This is a genomic window from Sphingobacterium sp. UBA7625 (genome assembly GCF_002484085.1).
GTDB lineage: Bacteria > Bacteroidota > Bacteroidia > Sphingobacteriales > Sphingobacteriaceae > Sphingobacterium > Sphingobacterium athyrii.
Window position 1 is genome coordinate 61191 of record NZ_DLJD01000023.1, and the last position, 16355, is coordinate 77545.

Genomic DNA, 16355 nt, shown 5'->3' on the forward strand with positions numbered 1-16355 from the left:
AATATCGCCCATTGAATTTTATCTTGCTACTTGTTTTCTTCGACTTCAAATACCGTGTCGATTTTCCAATTGGACTTATCTTTGGATGCGGCCACAGCTAAGCGGTCACAACGTTCGTTCAAAGGATGGCCAGCATGGCCTTTTACCCAAACCAATTTGACTTTATGTAGTTTATAAACATTCATTAAACGCATCCACAGGTCTTTATTTTTTTTGCCGGCAAAGCCTTTTTGGATCCATCCGTATACCCATTTTTTGTCAATGGCATCAATGACATATTTGGAGTCAGAGTATACTGTAACCGGTTGGTTTAAGTTTTTTAATGCTTCGAGCCCTACGATGACGGCCATCAGTTCCATACGGTTATTTGTTGTTTTTCTATATCCTCCTGAAAATTCCTTTTCAATTAATTTTCCCTTGAACGCCTCATTGTCGCCTGTATAGATAGTCCTTAAGATAGTTCCATACCCTCCCGGACCTGGATTTCCACTAGATGCCCCGTCTGTATATAATTCGATCATACCCGCCAAACTTAGATAAATTTGCGTTGAAATACAATTATAATTGTGCGCTGCAATGCTATGTTCTGAGAATCTGCCTATCATATCAAGGAGTTATTCGGTTTAGCAAGAGCGTCTTCGCTGTAATTTATCGCTTACACAATGAAATTCTAATGATTTATATGTATTTTGCTGGCTTAAACTCGTTATGTAATCGATAATTTAACTCTATGAAGTTTCAAAAGGTTTCTCTTTTTGTTCTTTTAGCGTCGGCATGTTTCAACGTCAGCGCTCAGAACACTATTTCAGCTCAAAAAATGGATTGGTTTGAAGACGCCAAGCTAGGGATTTTTATTCATTGGGGAATCTACTCCGTTGACGGGATCTCCGAGTCCTGGTCATTCTTCAATAATTATATTAACCACGATAATTACATCAAACAGCTCGATGGTTTTACGGCCAAAAATTATAAGCCAAAGGAGTGGGCTAAACTGATTAAACAAGCAGGTGCAAAGTATACGGTGATTACAACGAAACATCATGATGGGATTTCCTTGTGGAATACTCAGGCGGATAAAGCGATTACCACCCTAAAAGATGCCGCTGCCGAACAGGATGTTATTACACCATTTGTTCAGGCTATTCAGCAGGAGGGACTGCATACAGGTCTCTATTATTCTCTGCCGGATTGGAGCCATCCTTATTACGATGTATTTACACGTGCAAGAAAACGTTACGAACTTGTCAAAGAGCCAAATCGTTGGAACCGCTATGTCGAATATTATCAAAAACAACTCAGCGAATTATCCCAGCAATATAAACCTGAATTGATCTGGTTTGATGGCGACTGGGAGCATAGCGCCGAAGAGTGGAAGTCCAAGGAAACAATGTCACTTCTACGTAAATACAACCCGAATATCATTATTAATTCGCGCTTGAACCACCATGGCGATTACGAGACTCCTGAACAGGGGATTCCTGTAAGCCGGCCAGATGCTAAATTCTGGGAGCTTTGCTATACCATGAATGACTCTTGGGGGTATCAGCCTTTTGACAAGAAATACAAGTCACCCAATATGATTATCCGTACTTTGGTAGACTGTATTTCCATGGGTGGAAACCTCCTCCTGGATATCGGCCCAAAAGCTGACGGTAGCATCCCCGAAGAGCAGATGAATATTTTGAAGCAGTTGGGAAGATGGACGAATAAACACGCTTCGGCAATATATGGTACAAGAGCAGGTATTCCATTCGAAAATTACAACGGGAAGTCCGCTTTGTCAAAAGATGGAAAAACCCTCTATCTCTACCTATATGAACAAAAACCACAATTGCAGTTAAAGGGGGTGCTGAATGATGCTATTCAGACGGTTTCTGTTGTTGGAGATGCTACGTCTAAGGTAACTGCAGTATCGTTGGATGAAAAAGTCCAATTGGACCTGACAAAAGTTAACTTTGATCAGGACGTCACGGTATTGGCCCTGACATTCAAAGACAAGGTACAGTGGCACACACCTCGTGAAGAAGCTATTAGTTTACAAGCTGTACTTGATAACAAGCAAACCAATACCGCATTAAATCAAATCGCATCAGTGCTCCATAGTGGAAAAAATATCTTCGATCATTCCGGTTTAACTATAGATGGTATGGAGTCAAAGCTGCCTGTGGGAAATTTGACAAATCCAGCTGTTTTAGATTGGGTTAAGAAGCATGCGGAAGCACTTTATGATACCGGAAAGGGACTACCTGAAGGACATTATGAAGGTTTAAGTGCGCTTTCAAAGGATCGTCAGACCCTTTACCTTTTTGTCGAAGGGACGCCAACAGGCCCTATTGCGCTCAAAGGAATAAAAAACGGTATTGCTCGGATTCGACTGGTGGGTGAAGGATCCATGATCAATCATGAGATTTTCAATAAACTTTACTGGAGCAGTATTCCGGGGATTGTTTATATTCAGGCACCAAAGGAACGCTTGGATAAAAATATGACTGTTATAGCGGTGTTATTGGATTCGCCTTTGGCATTGCATCGCGAGAAAGTTGGCGCCATTGAAAATAATCTTTAATGGTAGCCAAATAAATTATTTGGCCCGGGATGCTAGTATCCCGGGCTTTTTTGTCGATCAAAAATAATTTTTGATGTCGCCGTTATGGCGGGAATTATTTTTATACTAAATTAGGCGGATGAGTCTATTGCATATTTTTCTTGCATCCCTGTCTGTGGTCGCACTAAGCGTGTCCTGTGCTGCCGGAGATGGAAATAAAATGGAACGACAACGTGCGGATTCGCTAGCGAATAAAGTGGTTGAGGGAAAAATAAATCTGGAATGGCTGGCCAATTCAGATGAATTTATGTATTTCAATGAGAAATACTTTCACGAGGCGGCTGATTTGAAAACGATACCGAAGTTTGATAAGGTACAGATTCAAATTGTAACCTATCGTATTTATAAGCATGTCAAGCTGTCGGATAACCGTTATCATTTTGCAGTAAAACAGGCAAAAGATCTGCATATACCCAATAAGGCCTTTGTATATTACCAGCGTTCTTTCGATGAGATGAACCGAAAGGCCGCCGCTAGCAAAGATTCCATTCGGCTGGAGCTTCCTGATAACTACGCTATTAAATTGATAAACGAGTAGTGAACTCGTCTCTTGTTAAAAAAGTTATCCTTTTGAGCTCAATAGATTCATCAGATTTATTTATTTTTAAGGGACTAAGCAAGTACATGGAAAAGAAAAATATCGTTGTATTAACAGGAGCTGGGATTTCTGCCGAAAGTGGCATACCTACTTTTAGGGATGCAAATGGACTATGGGAGGGACATGATGTGATGGCTGTAGCCTCTATTGAAGGCTGGAAAAAAAATCCGGCGCTTGTTCAGGAATTTTACAACCTTAGGCGGAAGGCTGCGCTGGCTGCAAGGCCAAATGCGGCGCATCTCGCGTTACGCCAGTTGGAATCGGCCTATCAGGTCACGATCGTCACACAAAATGTCGATTTGTTGCACGAGCAGGCTGGCTCTACAAAGATTATACATTTACATGGTCGGTTGGATCAATCCAAGTCATCCATTGACGATCGTTTGATTTACCAGGTAGAAGGCGAAGAAATAAAAATGGGAGATCTTTGTGAAAAAGGAAGTCAACTGCGACCGAATATCGTGTGGTTTGGTGAAGCTGTTCCGGAGATTGAACGCGCAATGTCCTATGTTTCAAGAGCAGATATCCTCATTATTATCGGAACTTCCTTACAGGTTTATCCAGCCGCCGGGCTGCGGCAATTTGCGCCTCATTATTGCCGGTCTTTTTTGATCGACAAGCAAATTCCGAACAGTACAACATTAGGTCGGATAAAGTGTTTTGAGGAAGCAGCCACCGTAGCGGTTCCGATCTTGGTCAAACAGTTGCTTCAGGAGGCTTCAGTTAAAGATTAATGTAGCAGCGGATTATAAACTTCAAATAAACCTCATCCTGAAAAATGGAATTAAAACAAAAAAAATGAAAAGAATAATAGGACTGATTTGTAGTTCAGTATTGGCTATCTCTTGCCACAATAACGCAGAGATCAAGGTAAATAATAGTACAAATAATGCCCCGATACAATTGGATAGTGCCCAAGCAAGACATTTGCTTACATTGCCATTGCATTGTATTGAAATAGAATATCCGAACAAATTGGGACAAGTACTCGGAAGTGACCAGGATTTGAAGGGACCGCGTACATTACATCCGATTTTTTACGGTTGCTTTGACTGGCATTCCTCAGTCCATGGTTATTGGTCAATCGTACGAATTTTAAAGCAATTTCCTGATTTGGATAAGTCCGGCGTAATCCGGAAACAGCTGAACAGGAATATCACTGCAGAAAATGCGGCAACTGAATTAGCTTTTTTTCAGGATAAGAATAATAAAAACTTTGAGCGCACCTATGGTTGGGCCTGGTTATTACAATTGCAGAAAGAACTACTAACCTGGAAAGATCCAGATGCGGAACGCTGGGCAAAAATTCTCGATCCGATGGTAAAACATATCATGAAAGCCTATCAGGAATATTTGCCAAAATTGGTTTATCCAATTCGAACCGGCTATCATGATAATTCTGCTTTTGGCCTATCGCTGGCATTGGATTTTGCGCGAGGAACAAATCAGGTTGCTTTCGAAAAATCATTAATGACAAATGCTGTAAGGCTGTATAGCCATGACAAAAATTGTAATATCTCCTTTGAGCCTAGCGGAAGCGACTTCCTTTCACCCTGTCTTGAAGAGGCACTTTGCATGAGTGCGGTTTTAAGACAGGATGAATATCGAAAATGGCTGAAGGATTTTCTGCCTGATCTTTTCAATCCGGATTTTAACTTGGAACCCGGCATTGTGAAAGACCGTACAGACGGGCACTTGGTTCATCTGGATGGATTAAATTTTAGCCGGGCGACTTGTCTAAATGGTATTGCAAAGGCACTTCCTGAGCTAAATCATCTGCATGGTTTAGCCAATAAACATCTAAAATATTCACTGCCCAATATTACTTCCAAAGACGATTATATGGGTTCACATTGGTTGGGTACTTTTGCGCTCTATGCACTTTCCAAAAATTAATGCCCACAATCAAATGAAAGCCGTGAACTGAGGTCTGGAGTAACAATAACAAAATAGAGTCCCTGTATATTCAAACACAGGGACTCTATTTTACATATTTGTCTCACCCCATTCATCCATAAGGATTAAAATATTTTCCAATGAGCGTCCCAATGCTGTTAGTTCATATTCCACCTTCGGGGGGACTTGTTGATAGACAATACGGTTGACCAGTTTGTCCTGTTCAAGTTCCTTCAGTTTAGCAATGAGCATACGCTCTGAAATGCCGACGAGCCTTTTTCGCAATTCACCATAACGTAGTTTGTCCTCATGCAAGAGATAAGAAAGAATATTTATTTTCCATCTTCCTCCAATCGCAGATAAAGTGAAAGCAATGCCACAATGATCCTTCCAGTAGCTTTCGTTGATCGTGTTGGTGGAGTTTTCTTTTCTGTTATTCATACTTACTTTTCTGTTCGTATCATACAATTTCGTGCGTACTGTTATTCATGCAATTTAATAAAGAAATTTGTAGCTCACCTCATAAAGTATAAAATGGAAACTATAAAATTTGTCGTTCATTGGTTGAGTTATGCCTATTACCTCTATGTATTTGGATATGCCTCATTATTCAAAGTTTTTCAGAAGCAGTCCATGATGCAAAGCATGGACTCTTTAGGTTTTAATAAAACCTGGACACTAGGTATCGGCGTAGGCGAGTTGCTAGGGGTTTTACTCCTTCTGATTGGTTTGTATAAACCAGAATTCAAAACCGTAGGGATTTTACTTTTGTTTCCATTTGCAATAGGCGCTTTTACGGCACATATGGCTCATGGAGAATACCAACATTTTTACAATTCATTCGTGATGTGTATTCTTAGCGTTGTTTTACTGGCAACGGACAAAAAATTTAAAATTATTATTTAGCGTTTTGATCGCACAGATCAGGAATGTTTTATTTTATTGAAATATTCCTGGTCTGTGCTATTTTTTTAATTCTTTTTATAGTTATAGAAGGAAAAACTTTTATGAAAACAATCGTTTATGCCGCACCGCGGATAACGCGCAACAATACCACTATAATTGCGATAACCAACAATGTGTGAATGATATTTCCTGTCGCATACCCTCCCAAAAAACTAATTGCCCAAATGATGACTAAAATAACGGCGATAATGTATAATAAATTTCCCATAATTTTGATGTATTTTTTTATTAATAACAATAGCTGTTTAATGATTGTTTTGGAATAAAAAACAAACAATGTTCTGTTGGCTATTGTTAGCCTGTTAAAGATCACCATTGTGAGAAAGTTTAATCATTATAAAAACTAATACCATGGCAAAAGCTTATTTACAAGTAACCTTAAAAATTAATAATAGCGATAAAGGTGCCGTATCAGGCATATATGACAAATTTCGGGACTCATTTATTGATCAGATAAAAGGTGCAACTTCGATAGAATTGCTAATTGGGGATGGTTATATCCAATTATTACATGTTTTTGATACGGTTGAAGACGCACACGCATTTTTATCAACGGAGTTGTATAATAATAACATTCTTTTTGCCCTGAAATCCCTAATGGTCGATACACCTCAGGTCAGTATATATGCTGTCTTATAGTAACAGTTTTAAGGAAACAACGAAATAGGATCTGTATTTCAGGGAGCGCAAATCTAAAGGATATGAACAAAATACAATTTTTCAAGGCACAACTTAAACAGATTAGAAACTCGCTCCTGATTCAGCGTGAACGTTTAGCAGTAGCAGAGAGCGTTACTGCTGGCCTGCTACAGTTTGCCTGTGCACAAATGGAAAGTGCGATGGATGTCTATGGGGGAGGAATGACAGCATACACTCTAGAAGAAAAAATCCGTCTATTGGATGTTGATGCAGAGGAAGCCCAAAAGTATGACTGTGTGTCTCCGCTTATCGCTGAACAAATGGCGGTAAGGATAGCGACTTTATTTCATACGGAATGGGGAATCGCGACGACGGGTTATGCGACTATCGTGCCCGAATCAAAAGGGAAATTATACGCATTTTTTTCAATCGCTTACCATGAACGGATTGTTCATACTGAAAAAGTGGAATTAGAAGCAAATACCAAAGCCGAGGAGGCGCAAAGGATTTATGTCATTAGGGCACTTCGGGCATTTTACTTGGCTCTAAAGAATCAGAGTAGATCGGAAATTATCAGCGTATAAATAGAAACGTCTCTCTAATTGGAGAGACGCTATTCCTTATGCTTCCTGTTTTAAATCAAAAGAACGGTAATTCTTGTAATGTACTAAGGATCGTATCGGCGTTGATAAGTTGGATAGTACCTCTAGATATACCTTTGCAACCATTTTCCAGGTTGTCTGTTCGCCGTAACTACGCGCTTTGAAACGATGCCAAGCAAGCAGTCTTCGAGATTTATAAAGCAATTGGATATTCTCGCTCATTGTTTGAATATCGTTGAAGGGAGTGAGAATTCCCCGCTCGTCTGTCAAGAGATCTGTTGCATGCCAATATGGTGTCGAAATGACTGCAGCACCCGCACCGACAGCAAATGATAATGTCCCGCTACTGATTTGTTGTTCATGTTGATAGGGGGATAAATAGATATCACAAGCTGTTAAGTATTCTTTAAGTTGCTCATCACTTAGAAATTCATCTACAAAAACTACTTTATCTTGTAATTTCAACTGAGCCACTAGGCTTTGTAATTCAAAACGATAGGATTCACCTTCGTGAGCAAGAACATTCGGATGTGTTTTGCCCACGATCAGGTATTTGAAATTTGCTAAATCCAATCCTTCCAGGGAGCGGATTGCATATTCAAGTCCTTTGCTTCGACCAATTAAGCCGAAAGTCATCATCACAAAATTATCTTGAAAACCTAATCTGTATTTTGCTAATCCTTGGTTGTAATCAAATTGTGGCACGCCGTGAGGAATCACTTTAATTTTTTTATCGTCAACCATAGGGAACAGTTCCATTAACAATTCACTTCCTTTTGGTGATAAGGACACCACAGCCTGCGATTTTATGAGGAGCGATTCCATAATCTCCTTTTGACGCAATGAGGGAGATTGCAATATGGTATGAAAGATGGTTAGCAAGGGTATATTTAAACTATTGGCAAGCTGATTAATAAATAGGCCGTCAGCGCCACCAAATATACCATACTCATGTTGAATAATACAGTAGTTATATTCTTCATTGATAATATGAGCGGCTTGAATATAGCTATCCAATCTTTCCTTGTCAATAACAAAGCGAACAGACGGATCGAATTCTTCAACGCCGGATCTGGATACAGCGATCACATCTATGATGGTATTCCCGTCCGCACTCATGCCTCGTTTAAGATCTTTTGTGAAAGTTGCCAATCCACATTCCTGGGGCGGATAGGTACTTATAATAACGATTCTTCTCATACACTTAGGCTTTTTTGCTGTCTTCTTTCTCGTTATCAACAGGAATATCCAAAATAGCCATCAATAATAGATAATATCCCTTTTCTAATCCCATTTTTTTTGCTTTTTGATCTATATTTTCCATATTAAGTATTATGATTAAGGTGTTATAGTTTTTTTTCCTTTCGTAAATCAAAAGCTGTACCCAAAAGACCGTATTTATGACATAACCGTAGTTTTCAAATGCGTAATCCGTATAGTATGGTGTATTTGCCGCAAAAAAACTTTTTGACCAGGTATTTTTCCCCGAGTAAAGAAATTTATTCCATCGCCTAAAAAAGTATTTGCCACAGCTATTTATTTTTGCCTTCATTCTAAACAATATGCGCCGGCTTATGGTTTATCTACGGAATTATAACAAGGGCCTTATGAAGAGTCCTAAAAATGTATTTTATTAAATATGATGGAAAAGAATAACTCTAAATAAAATCAATGATCATTTGCCAACGAGCGTACATTCTTAGCCTGGATAACCACGAGTTTGGGTATCATCCATTAATGCACAATTCAAAAATGACAATGGATATTGAACATAAGAATTCTGGGGCTTTTGGTATTTCGATTGTTATTATCGGTTCTGTTACCGTAGTATTGGCGTACATCCTGCTTTCTCATTATTGGCCTTCTTCAAGTTTTTTTTGCGAAATTTTTGGTAAAATAGTAAATTTAGTGCAGGCCTTGCCTCAGCTGACTAGCTTTTCATATTCATTCTTTCTTCTTGAAGGTCAAGCAGACGTAAGTGTTTTCGGATAATTTCCTCATCAAGCAAAAGCTCTTCACGATTTTTATTGATCAGCCATACCCGTTGAGTTTCCAGAATGTCAATATAGATTTTTCGATATTCAGCGTAATTAATGATGATTTCCGAACTCATCAATTGATTTTCATATTTCTGCAATTGGTCCTTCAATGTAGGGAAGCTATCTACTTTGTCTGCATAGTCCTGACGGATTTTATCCACTGCTACCTGAGCGAGCTTGTTTTGAATTTCGTAATCTATTTCCTTTTCCGTTCTCACAAAATCCCGGTCTACAAGCGGGAATTTTTTCAATAAAAAGGGAAGGGTAAGTCCTTGGACAAGTAATGTTAAAAGAATGGTGACAAATGTGATAAAGAGAATCAGATTTCTTTGTGGAAAAGGTGTGCCGTCAGCCAAAGTCAAGGGTATTGAAAGTGCGGCGGCCAAAGAAACCACACCCCGCATTCCGGTCCAGCCAATGATCAGGGGAGTTTTCCATCCGGGAGACTGCGCATCCGCCACAGTGATGAAATTTCTCATAATTAATGTGGTAATTACCGCCGCATAACCAGCGAGAATTCGTACAATAATTAGTACAGCGGTAACCGCCAGGCCATAACCGATTGCTGTATAAATATCAGTGTCGCCCAATCCATTAACAATTTCGGGTAGATCCAAACCGATAAGCATGAAAACAATTCCGTTAAGCAGAAAACAAAAGCTTTCCCAAACCGTTACAGTACGAATTCTGGAGGCGCTACTCAAAAAGTCGTGACTTCGATAAGATAGAAACAAGCCACCGCTTACTACCGCCAAGACCCCAGAAGCGTGAAATTCTTCCGTAACCAAATACATGGAGAAGGGCGCAATGAAAGTCAATAATATATCTGTATTTGGATCGGTAGGCAAAATCTTGTGCATTTTAAGGAAAATATAGGCCATTGTGATTCCTATACCTACGCCGCCTACACACATCCACACAAAGTTTCCTGCCGCTTCATACCATACAAATTGTCCTGTTGCGGCTGCAATCATCGCAAAACGGAAAATTATTAACGAAGAAGCATCATTCAGCAAACTTTCTCCTTCAAGAATGGAAGCCAATCTTTTCGGCACTTTTACAAATTTCAAAATTGCACCTGCACTTACTGCATCGGGAGGAGAAACAATTCCACCCAATAAAAAGCCCAAGGCCAAAGAAAATCCGGGGATAAAATAGTTTGCGAAAATCGCTACCGATAATGCTGTAAAAAACACGACAACAAAAGCGAAGCTGAAAATAATTCTGCGCCATCGCCAAAGCTCCTTCCAGGAGGTTGACCAGGCCGCTTCATACAGTAGAGGTGGCAGAAAAATAATAAATATTAATTCAGGTTCTATTTTTATGGGTGGTACTCCCGGAATAAAACTTATTAAAAGTCCAGCCACCACAAGCAAAACAGGATAGGCGACCCGAATTTTTTTTGCCAGCATAATAAGCATGGTGATCAATAGAACCAAAAAAAGATAGAATGCGAAATTTTCTAACATGTATAAGTTTTAGATACATAAATATATATTAAATTTTTAAAAACATGTAGGGGCTTTCTAAAATTTAGGCCGACCCTAAATGTTGTTCAACCCGTTTCGATAGCAATGGTCAATTGACCTTGAAACTGGAGTAACAGCCTATCAACAGGCAAAACAGGCGGGCTGCACACATAGATTGCTTGCGAGCGAAAATCTATATGATAGTTTAGCTCGAGCTTATCTGAAAGCCGGCCAGAAAGACAAGGCGAAGCAGCGTTAAAAAAAGATGCTCGAAATTAATTCTAGGAACGACAAAGCAATTAAGACTTTTTTTTTCCTAATTTGCGACATGTCAATGCAAGCAAATACGTATCAATTATTTTCCGACGGGATTCTGTCCATCTGGAAAAATCAAGGAGTATCCTATATTAAGGTTGAGGAACTATCTACAATAGAGGGGATCACTTTTTTTGAGCTGATACCCGATGCTGAACTTTTGGATGGTGGTGAGGTAGATACGCTTTATGCCATAGGTTCTGAGGATGTGGATGATATGCTATTATTTAGTAAAAATGTTAGGTTTGTCGTTCACAAGATCTACTTAGAAGAAGATTAGGTCGAATATTTGTGTAAAATAAGAAACGGCATTCTGAAAATTGAAAATTAGTAATAATGGTAAAGCTTTGCTTATAATGCGCTTATTCAAATGACAAAAACGAGATTCAGTGCTGGAATATTACTGTATAAATTTCAGGGAACAGAAATTTCCTTTTTTCTGGTTCATCCCGGCGGTCCCTTTTTTGCAAAAAAAGACGAAGGATGGTGGACCGTGCCCAAGGGGGAGGAGGAAGACAATGAAAGTGACCTGGAGGCAGCTAAGAGAGAGTTTCAGGAGGAAACTGGGTATTTGCCCCACGGGAATTTTATACGATTAAATCCTGTTAAGCAAAAAGGTGGAAAAATTGTACAGTGCTGGGCTGTTGAGGGCGACATCGACACAAACGGTCTTGTCAGTAATAATTTTGAGCTGGAATGGCCACCAAAATCGGGTAGGATACAGACATATCCGGAAATAGACAGTGGCGCCTGGTTTACAATGGAAGAGGCCAAGAGGAAAATCAATGTGCAGCAAATTTCTTTCCTTGAACAAATAGCGGCTATTTTTTGTTGAAATAAGGGGTGAATACCCGAATCAGAAATCGGTATCGAATATGTTTGGGGAAAGGAAAGAGGGATACTACAGATGGTTGGTCCGCGGAACTTAAAAATAATATCTATACCGAAGATTGGAATTTATCATTTTTGCGAGATAAGATCTTTTGGGTAGGGAAGGAAATTGAACCGAGCTAAAATAATATGTTAAATAATAAAAGGTCGCGCATTTATACGTTATGAAAAAAACTATCTTTCAATTTTGGCTGGTCAATATTCTGATAAGCATTACCCTATCCGTTCTGTATAGAATTGTTATCAATGACCTGAACTCCGCTGATAATACCCTTTTTGAAAGGTTTATGAGTATATTGGATCTATTGATAAATCTGGGGCTATCAACGGTGTACCTTGTTGTGATCGTTTTTAGTTCCCTATCATTTTTTCTCAATCAAATTGAAAAAATCAGGTATAATTATCTTTTGTCGTTTTTGACATTTTCAGGGATACCCTTCTTCTGCGTTCTTGTTCTGGGAGCTGAGGTTTTGATCAACTATTATCGATATGATATCATACTTCCGCCGCTAAAGCTGCTGCTGCTCTTTTCAATAGTTTATTTAACATGCACAGTTGTCGAATTTTTGTTATTCAGGAAAAAAGTAGAAAAGACATATAGCTGATTTTTTTAGCAAACCAACAAATCGCTATTGATATCACATTATCAATAGCGATTGTTTACTGCCGGGAGCATATCGGCGCTTAGGTCAGCACTTCATCGATTATGCCGAATTCTTTTGCCTCAGCCGCAACCATCCAATGATCTCTATCGCTGACATCATGGACCTTCTGATAAGCTTGTCCGCTATGTTTGACGATAATGTCATAAAGTTCTTTTTTTATTTTCAAAACTTGATTGGCTGTAATTTCAATGTCTGAGGCTTGCCCTTGGACACCGCCTAAAGGCTGATGTAACATGACCCGTGCGTGTGCCAGGGCACTCCGCTTGCCCGCAGCACCACCGCATAATAAGATTGCGCCAAAGGAGAGTGCCATACCCGTACAGATTGTTGCGACGTCAGGACTGATTAATTGCATGGTATCATAAATGCCCAACCCCGCATAAACTTCGCCTCCTGGAGAATTGATATACATGTGTATATCTTTTTTGGGATCGACAGATTGTAGAAATAATAATTGAGCCTGTACAATGTTGGCGATATTGGATTCGACAGGTGCCCCCATAAATATAATACGATCCATCATCAATCTGGAAAATACATCCATTTGCGATACCCTTAATTCGCGTTCCTCAGTAATGTAGGGCGTCATCGCTAAAGGGACATTATTGCGTTCAACGCTGCTTAAATAATTATCTACCCGATCTTTTGGGACATAGCAGTGCCCGACCGCAAATTTGCGGAACTCATTTTTATCAATATTCATGATTTTTTTGATTTATATTTTTTTGAATAGCCGCCTTATTTTTTGGCTAAAACGGATATGTTGTGGCTGTGTAAACAGTATTTGCTGTATTGCTTCAATTTCTTGTTTCAATTGTTTGCGACCAAACTGTTTTACGATTTCGTAAGCTTTTTGCTGTGCGATTACTTTATCAGCCAATTCATTGTCTAGCAACAAATGTGCATCAAATAACAGTGCTTCGCCAGGATTCGCTGTCCCCAAGAGATGGGTTTCTATCTGTTTGGTCTCATTCCATGAAGTCATCATATGCTAGCGATTTTTCTCTGATGGTCTCTCTTACTTTCTCCAGGCATTTATACTTCTGAACGGTGGCACTCCGTGTTCCTGAATAGCCAAATTCATCTGCGATTTCCTGGAGCGATAGTCGGTCATAATAAAAGCTTTTTAATAAATTCATACATTTGCGCCCTGCAGTTTCCAAAAAGCGCAACAGCCGCCCGCTGGACGGAGACTCTTCATCGGTTAAAGGGATCTCCAGATGGTCCAATGGCAGATGTTGGCTTGTTTGGTAATAACGTTTTAACCACAAATTCCTCGCCGTACCGATAAGGTAACCAATATCATTTTTCAATGCCGTAGGACTTAAGATAACTTTTTCATAATAAATGATCAAAGCATCTTGAAATACATCCTTCGCTTCGTCAAAGTCGCCCCCCATACGGCTTACATATTTGGCCACCGTAGGAAACGCACTTTTATAGAGATCCATAAAAAGTGCCTGTCGCCTCATTGCTTGATTTGAATTACTAACACCTTGCATATATTTATCTTTTATAACAATGTACCAATTATGGTCAAAGTATCACCTTTTATTTTCAAAAATAATTCAAATAATAACAGCTTCCCCTTAGAGGAAGCTTTGGAGGCTTTAGTCTTAGCAATGTTCTTCTTGACTAGCTGTTTCTAAGGTCAAGTACCACTTGGATCTTACAGCGTTGATTCTCCAGGTATAATTTCGCCGCTCCCAGGGTTTTCGCTTCCTCAATAATCGCGCGCCCCAGTATAGTACCTACCTTGTGCTTTCGGGGAAACTGCCATTTTTGCCAATTCGTAATCAAATGCAGGGTGATCCATTTTGATGAGCAAACAAACGCCCAACGGCTCATTATTATTAAGAGCAACCAGAATTTTTCCTCCTTTTGCTAAATTATATGCTTCAGGGTTGTCAATCGTTTTGTTTTACGACGGTATTCAGCTTTGTCAGGTAGTAAATAACCCGCTTCTTTTTTTGATTGCCTTGGCCCTGCATGGCATAGGCTTTTACGATAAAGGAATTATCATCTAACCACCTGATATCATCGACAGCCCAATCCTTGGTTTGAAAGCTCATGAGCTCTGAAAGACGTCCCTTTTTTCGGTTCCCTCCATCCTGTATTTTAAGAAGCCCTATAAAACAGCTATTGCGTTCATAGTCATAATTGTAGTAGTAAGTCAAAAAACGGCCGCTAGGAGAGGGAATAGGGAGCTCAACTGCGGCATCACCGACGGAAATAATGGTATTTTGTACCGCACTATTGCTGTCTATCAATACCAAGTCGCTGAAATCTAAATGTTCCGAAACACTATGGCTGATCAGGGCGTAACATTTTAGGATGGGAAAATAGCCTTCGTACTCCCAGCCACGGAATCCATCCGGCTGATTCGGAGAATCGTTGTATTTTTGCAGCTTGATCTTTCCTTTCCCTGTAGGAATAATAATGTTGTTCCTATTGATAGTGGGAATAGAGCGGGTAAGCTGATTTACTGCACTTGACTTTTTATAATCTTTTTCCTTAGCTGTTTTAAAATGAATCGTAGGAAGATTATCATAGTTGTCAGCATAGCCAACAGCAAATTCCTTATCTGCTTGACCCAAAGCGGTTCTTATTAAAAGGAGAAAAATGATCGTTATTGCTACGCTTATTTTGGACATAGGTCGCATTAATTTAGGGTACGCTATGAATTGATCTTTTATAACCATTGAATTTACAAAATTGTCGTGGGAAATGAAGCATCACGGCTATATCTACTTTCGAAGAAATGAATAGTATGCTTGAATGTTCGAGAAACATGCTTTGGTAGAATAGGCTGGACTTTGTTTAATAAATTGTCTATTTTTACTATAGTAAATGGATACGATGATTTTACCCAAGAAAAGCCTTGTAGCTTTTATCGCGCTGTTAAGTTGGATTGCGATTATTGCGCAGTTTTTGATTAGTATGCGTGATGCTACGGTTTCGATCGGTGATCTGGTCGTACGATTTTTTAGCTACTTTACCATTTTGACGAATTTAATGGTCGCAATTTGCTGCAGCAGTGCCGTACTTTTCCCCCAGAATGTCATCGGACGATTTTTTGCCAAACCAGCAGTAGTTACAGCGATAACATTATATATTCTGATTGTCGGACTCATCTATAATACAGTTTTGCGCTACTTGTGGCAACCGGTAGGGATAACCAGGGTTGTTGACGAAATGCTTCATTCCATTATTCCTATCTTGGTTTTAATTCATTGGTGGCGCTCGCTTGATAAAGCTGTCCTACAATGGCGATCTGTTTTTAGCTGGTTACTTTATCCATTCTTTTACCTGCTATATACTTTGTGGCATGGCTCATTTTCTGGATTTTACCCCTATCCCTTTGTTGATGTTTCCGTGTTGGGAATGAACCATGTACTGACAAATAGCCTAATCGTAGCTCTGGTTTTTGTGTTTATCGGATTACTTTTAATTTTAATAAATAGACGACTTGCTAAAAACCGGTAACAAAGTTATCTCCGCGGGAAAAGATCAAGCAAAATATGTTGATGAGAATTGATTTCGACGCTTCGGAAATTGTTGATATAAACCGATAGTTATGTTTTTACAATCGTGTCACCATAGTGAAAAAAAAGAAGTATCGAACTTTTTTGATAAGCTAAAATAGCAGGAGTAAAAAAAACTGTTATGC

Annotated in this window: 20 protein-coding genes and 1 pseudogene; 11 read left to right on the forward strand and 10 right to left on the reverse strand. The window is 39.3% G+C overall.

The annotated features are described in order from the left end of the window. Positions 1-26: 26 nt before the first annotated feature. Positions 27-521, reverse strand: a complete 495-nt coding sequence (gene rnhA, locus B4G94_RS08595) for a ribonuclease HI (RefSeq protein ID WP_165309656.1) — start codon at positions 519-521, stop codon at positions 27-29. 209 nt (positions 522-730) lie between these two features. On the opposite strand from rnhA, the gene B4G94_RS08600 reads away from it, so the two are divergent. The 4 genes from B4G94_RS08600 (at position 731) to B4G94_RS08615 (ending at position 5099) form a co-directional block, all read left to right on the forward strand. Further along, on the forward strand, positions 731-2566 hold the full coding sequence (locus B4G94_RS08600; protein ID WP_286858284.1) for an alpha-L-fucosidase: 1836 nt from the start codon (positions 731-733) through the stop codon (positions 2564-2566). 118 nt (positions 2567-2684) lie between these two features. Continuing rightward, positions 2685-3143: a hypothetical protein gene (locus tag B4G94_RS08605; protein ID WP_286858285.1), complete on the forward strand. Its 459-nt coding sequence runs from the start codon at positions 2685-2687 to the stop codon at positions 3141-3143. Positions 3144-3229: 86 nt separating this feature from the next. Then, the gene (locus tag B4G94_RS08610; RefSeq protein WP_108633821.1) at positions 3230-3937 is read left to right on the forward strand and encodes an SIR2 family NAD-dependent protein deacylase; all 708 of its coding nucleotides are present in this window, start codon (positions 3230-3232) and stop codon (positions 3935-3937) included. A gap of 64 nt (positions 3938-4001) precedes the next feature. Then, a complete protein-coding gene (locus tag B4G94_RS08615) occupies positions 4002-5099 on the forward strand; it encodes a DUF2891 domain-containing protein (RefSeq protein ID WP_286858288.1) in 1098 nt (365 codons plus the stop codon). A gap of 90 nt (positions 5100-5189) precedes the next feature. Here B4G94_RS08615 and B4G94_RS08620 read toward each other — a convergent pair whose 3' ends face one another. Next, a complete protein-coding gene (locus B4G94_RS08620) occupies positions 5190-5540 on the reverse strand; it encodes a winged helix-turn-helix transcriptional regulator (RefSeq protein ID WP_108633823.1) in 351 nt (116 codons plus the stop codon). A gap of 93 nt (positions 5541-5633) precedes the next feature. On the opposite strand from B4G94_RS08620, the gene B4G94_RS08625 reads away from it, so the two are divergent. Then, on the forward strand, positions 5634-6005 hold the full coding sequence (locus tag B4G94_RS08625; RefSeq protein WP_286858290.1) for a DoxX family protein: 372 nt from the start codon (positions 5634-5636) through the stop codon (positions 6003-6005). Between the two features lie 115 nt (positions 6006-6120). Here B4G94_RS08625 and B4G94_RS08630 read toward each other — a convergent pair whose 3' ends face one another. Next, a complete protein-coding gene (locus B4G94_RS08630; protein WP_108633825.1) occupies positions 6121-6273 on the reverse strand; it encodes a lmo0937 family membrane protein in 153 nt (50 codons plus the stop codon). Between the two features lie 143 nt (positions 6274-6416). On the opposite strand from B4G94_RS08630, the gene B4G94_RS08635 reads away from it, so the two are divergent. Both B4G94_RS08635 and B4G94_RS08640 read left to right on the forward strand, forming a co-directional pair. Continuing rightward, the gene (locus B4G94_RS08635) at positions 6417-6704 is read left to right on the forward strand and encodes a hypothetical protein (RefSeq protein ID WP_286858292.1); all 288 of its coding nucleotides are present in this window, start codon (positions 6417-6419) and stop codon (positions 6702-6704) included. 62 nt (positions 6705-6766) lie between these two features. Then, positions 6767-7288 carry a CinA family protein gene (locus tag B4G94_RS08640; RefSeq protein WP_286858293.1) on the forward strand — a complete coding sequence of 174 codons (522 nt, stop codon included), beginning with the start codon at positions 6767-6769 and terminating at the stop codon, positions 7286-7288. Positions 7289-7324: 36 nt separating this feature from the next. Here the strand turns inward: B4G94_RS08640 and B4G94_RS08645 are convergent, their stop codons facing one another. Then, complete coding sequence (locus B4G94_RS08645; protein ID WP_108633828.1) at positions 7325-8506, reverse strand: glycosyltransferase; 1182 nt, start codon at positions 8504-8506, stop codon at positions 7325-7327. 478 nt (positions 8507-8984) lie between these two features. Between B4G94_RS08645 and B4G94_RS28080 the strand changes: the two are divergent. Continuing rightward, positions 8985-9044, forward strand: a pseudogene (locus B4G94_RS28080) (DUF202 domain-containing protein); the annotation flags it as partial. 192 nt (positions 9045-9236) lie between these two features. On the opposite strand, the gene B4G94_RS08650 reads toward B4G94_RS28080, so the two are convergent. Continuing rightward, positions 9237-10814 (reverse strand): Na+/H+ antiporter, encoded by a 1578-nt coding sequence (locus B4G94_RS08650; RefSeq protein WP_108633829.1) that lies wholly within the window; start codon positions 10812-10814, stop codon positions 9237-9239. Positions 10815-11148: 334 nt separating this feature from the next. On the opposite strand from B4G94_RS08650, the gene B4G94_RS08655 reads away from it, so the two are divergent. Next, positions 11149-11409 (forward strand): hypothetical protein, encoded by a 261-nt coding sequence (locus B4G94_RS08655; protein WP_241254750.1) that lies wholly within the window; start codon positions 11149-11151, stop codon positions 11407-11409. A gap of 90 nt (positions 11410-11499) precedes the next feature. Beyond that, complete coding sequence (locus B4G94_RS08660; protein ID WP_286858295.1) at positions 11500-11964, forward strand: NUDIX hydrolase; 465 nt, start codon at positions 11500-11502, stop codon at positions 11962-11964. 740 nt (positions 11965-12704) lie between these two features. Here the strand turns inward: B4G94_RS08660 and B4G94_RS08665 are convergent. The 5 genes from B4G94_RS08665 to B4G94_RS08685 all read right to left on the reverse strand — a co-directional run bounded on the left by B4G94_RS08665 (position 12705) and on the right by B4G94_RS08685 (position 15339). After that, positions 12705-13388: a ClpP family protease gene (locus B4G94_RS08665; RefSeq protein ID WP_108633833.1), complete on the reverse strand. Its 684-nt coding sequence runs from the start codon at positions 13386-13388 to the stop codon at positions 12705-12707. Between the two features lie 12 nt (positions 13389-13400). Then, on the reverse strand, positions 13401-13673 hold the full coding sequence (locus tag B4G94_RS08670; protein WP_146191024.1) for a hypothetical protein: 273 nt from the start codon (positions 13671-13673) through the stop codon (positions 13401-13403). After that, a complete protein-coding gene (locus tag B4G94_RS08675; protein ID WP_286858296.1) occupies positions 13654-14187 on the reverse strand; it encodes an RNA polymerase sigma factor in 534 nt (177 codons plus the stop codon). The genes B4G94_RS08670 and B4G94_RS08675 overlap by 20 nt, the downstream gene beginning before the upstream one ends. Positions 14188-14408: 221 nt before the next feature. Then, the gene (locus B4G94_RS27985) at positions 14409-14525 is read right to left on the reverse strand and encodes a hypothetical protein (protein ID WP_342749295.1); all 117 of its coding nucleotides are present in this window, start codon (positions 14523-14525) and stop codon (positions 14409-14411) included. 67 nt (positions 14526-14592) lie between these two features. Then, entirely contained in the window at positions 14593-15339 is a 747-nt protein-coding gene (locus B4G94_RS08685; protein WP_286858297.1) for a hypothetical protein, read from the reverse strand. 196 nt (positions 15340-15535) lie between these two features. Between B4G94_RS08685 and B4G94_RS08690 the strand changes: the two genes are divergently transcribed. Then, positions 15536-16171 (forward strand): Pr6Pr family membrane protein, encoded by a 636-nt coding sequence (locus tag B4G94_RS08690; RefSeq protein WP_286858299.1) that lies wholly within the window; start codon positions 15536-15538, stop codon positions 16169-16171. Positions 16172-16355: the final 184 nt, after the last annotated feature.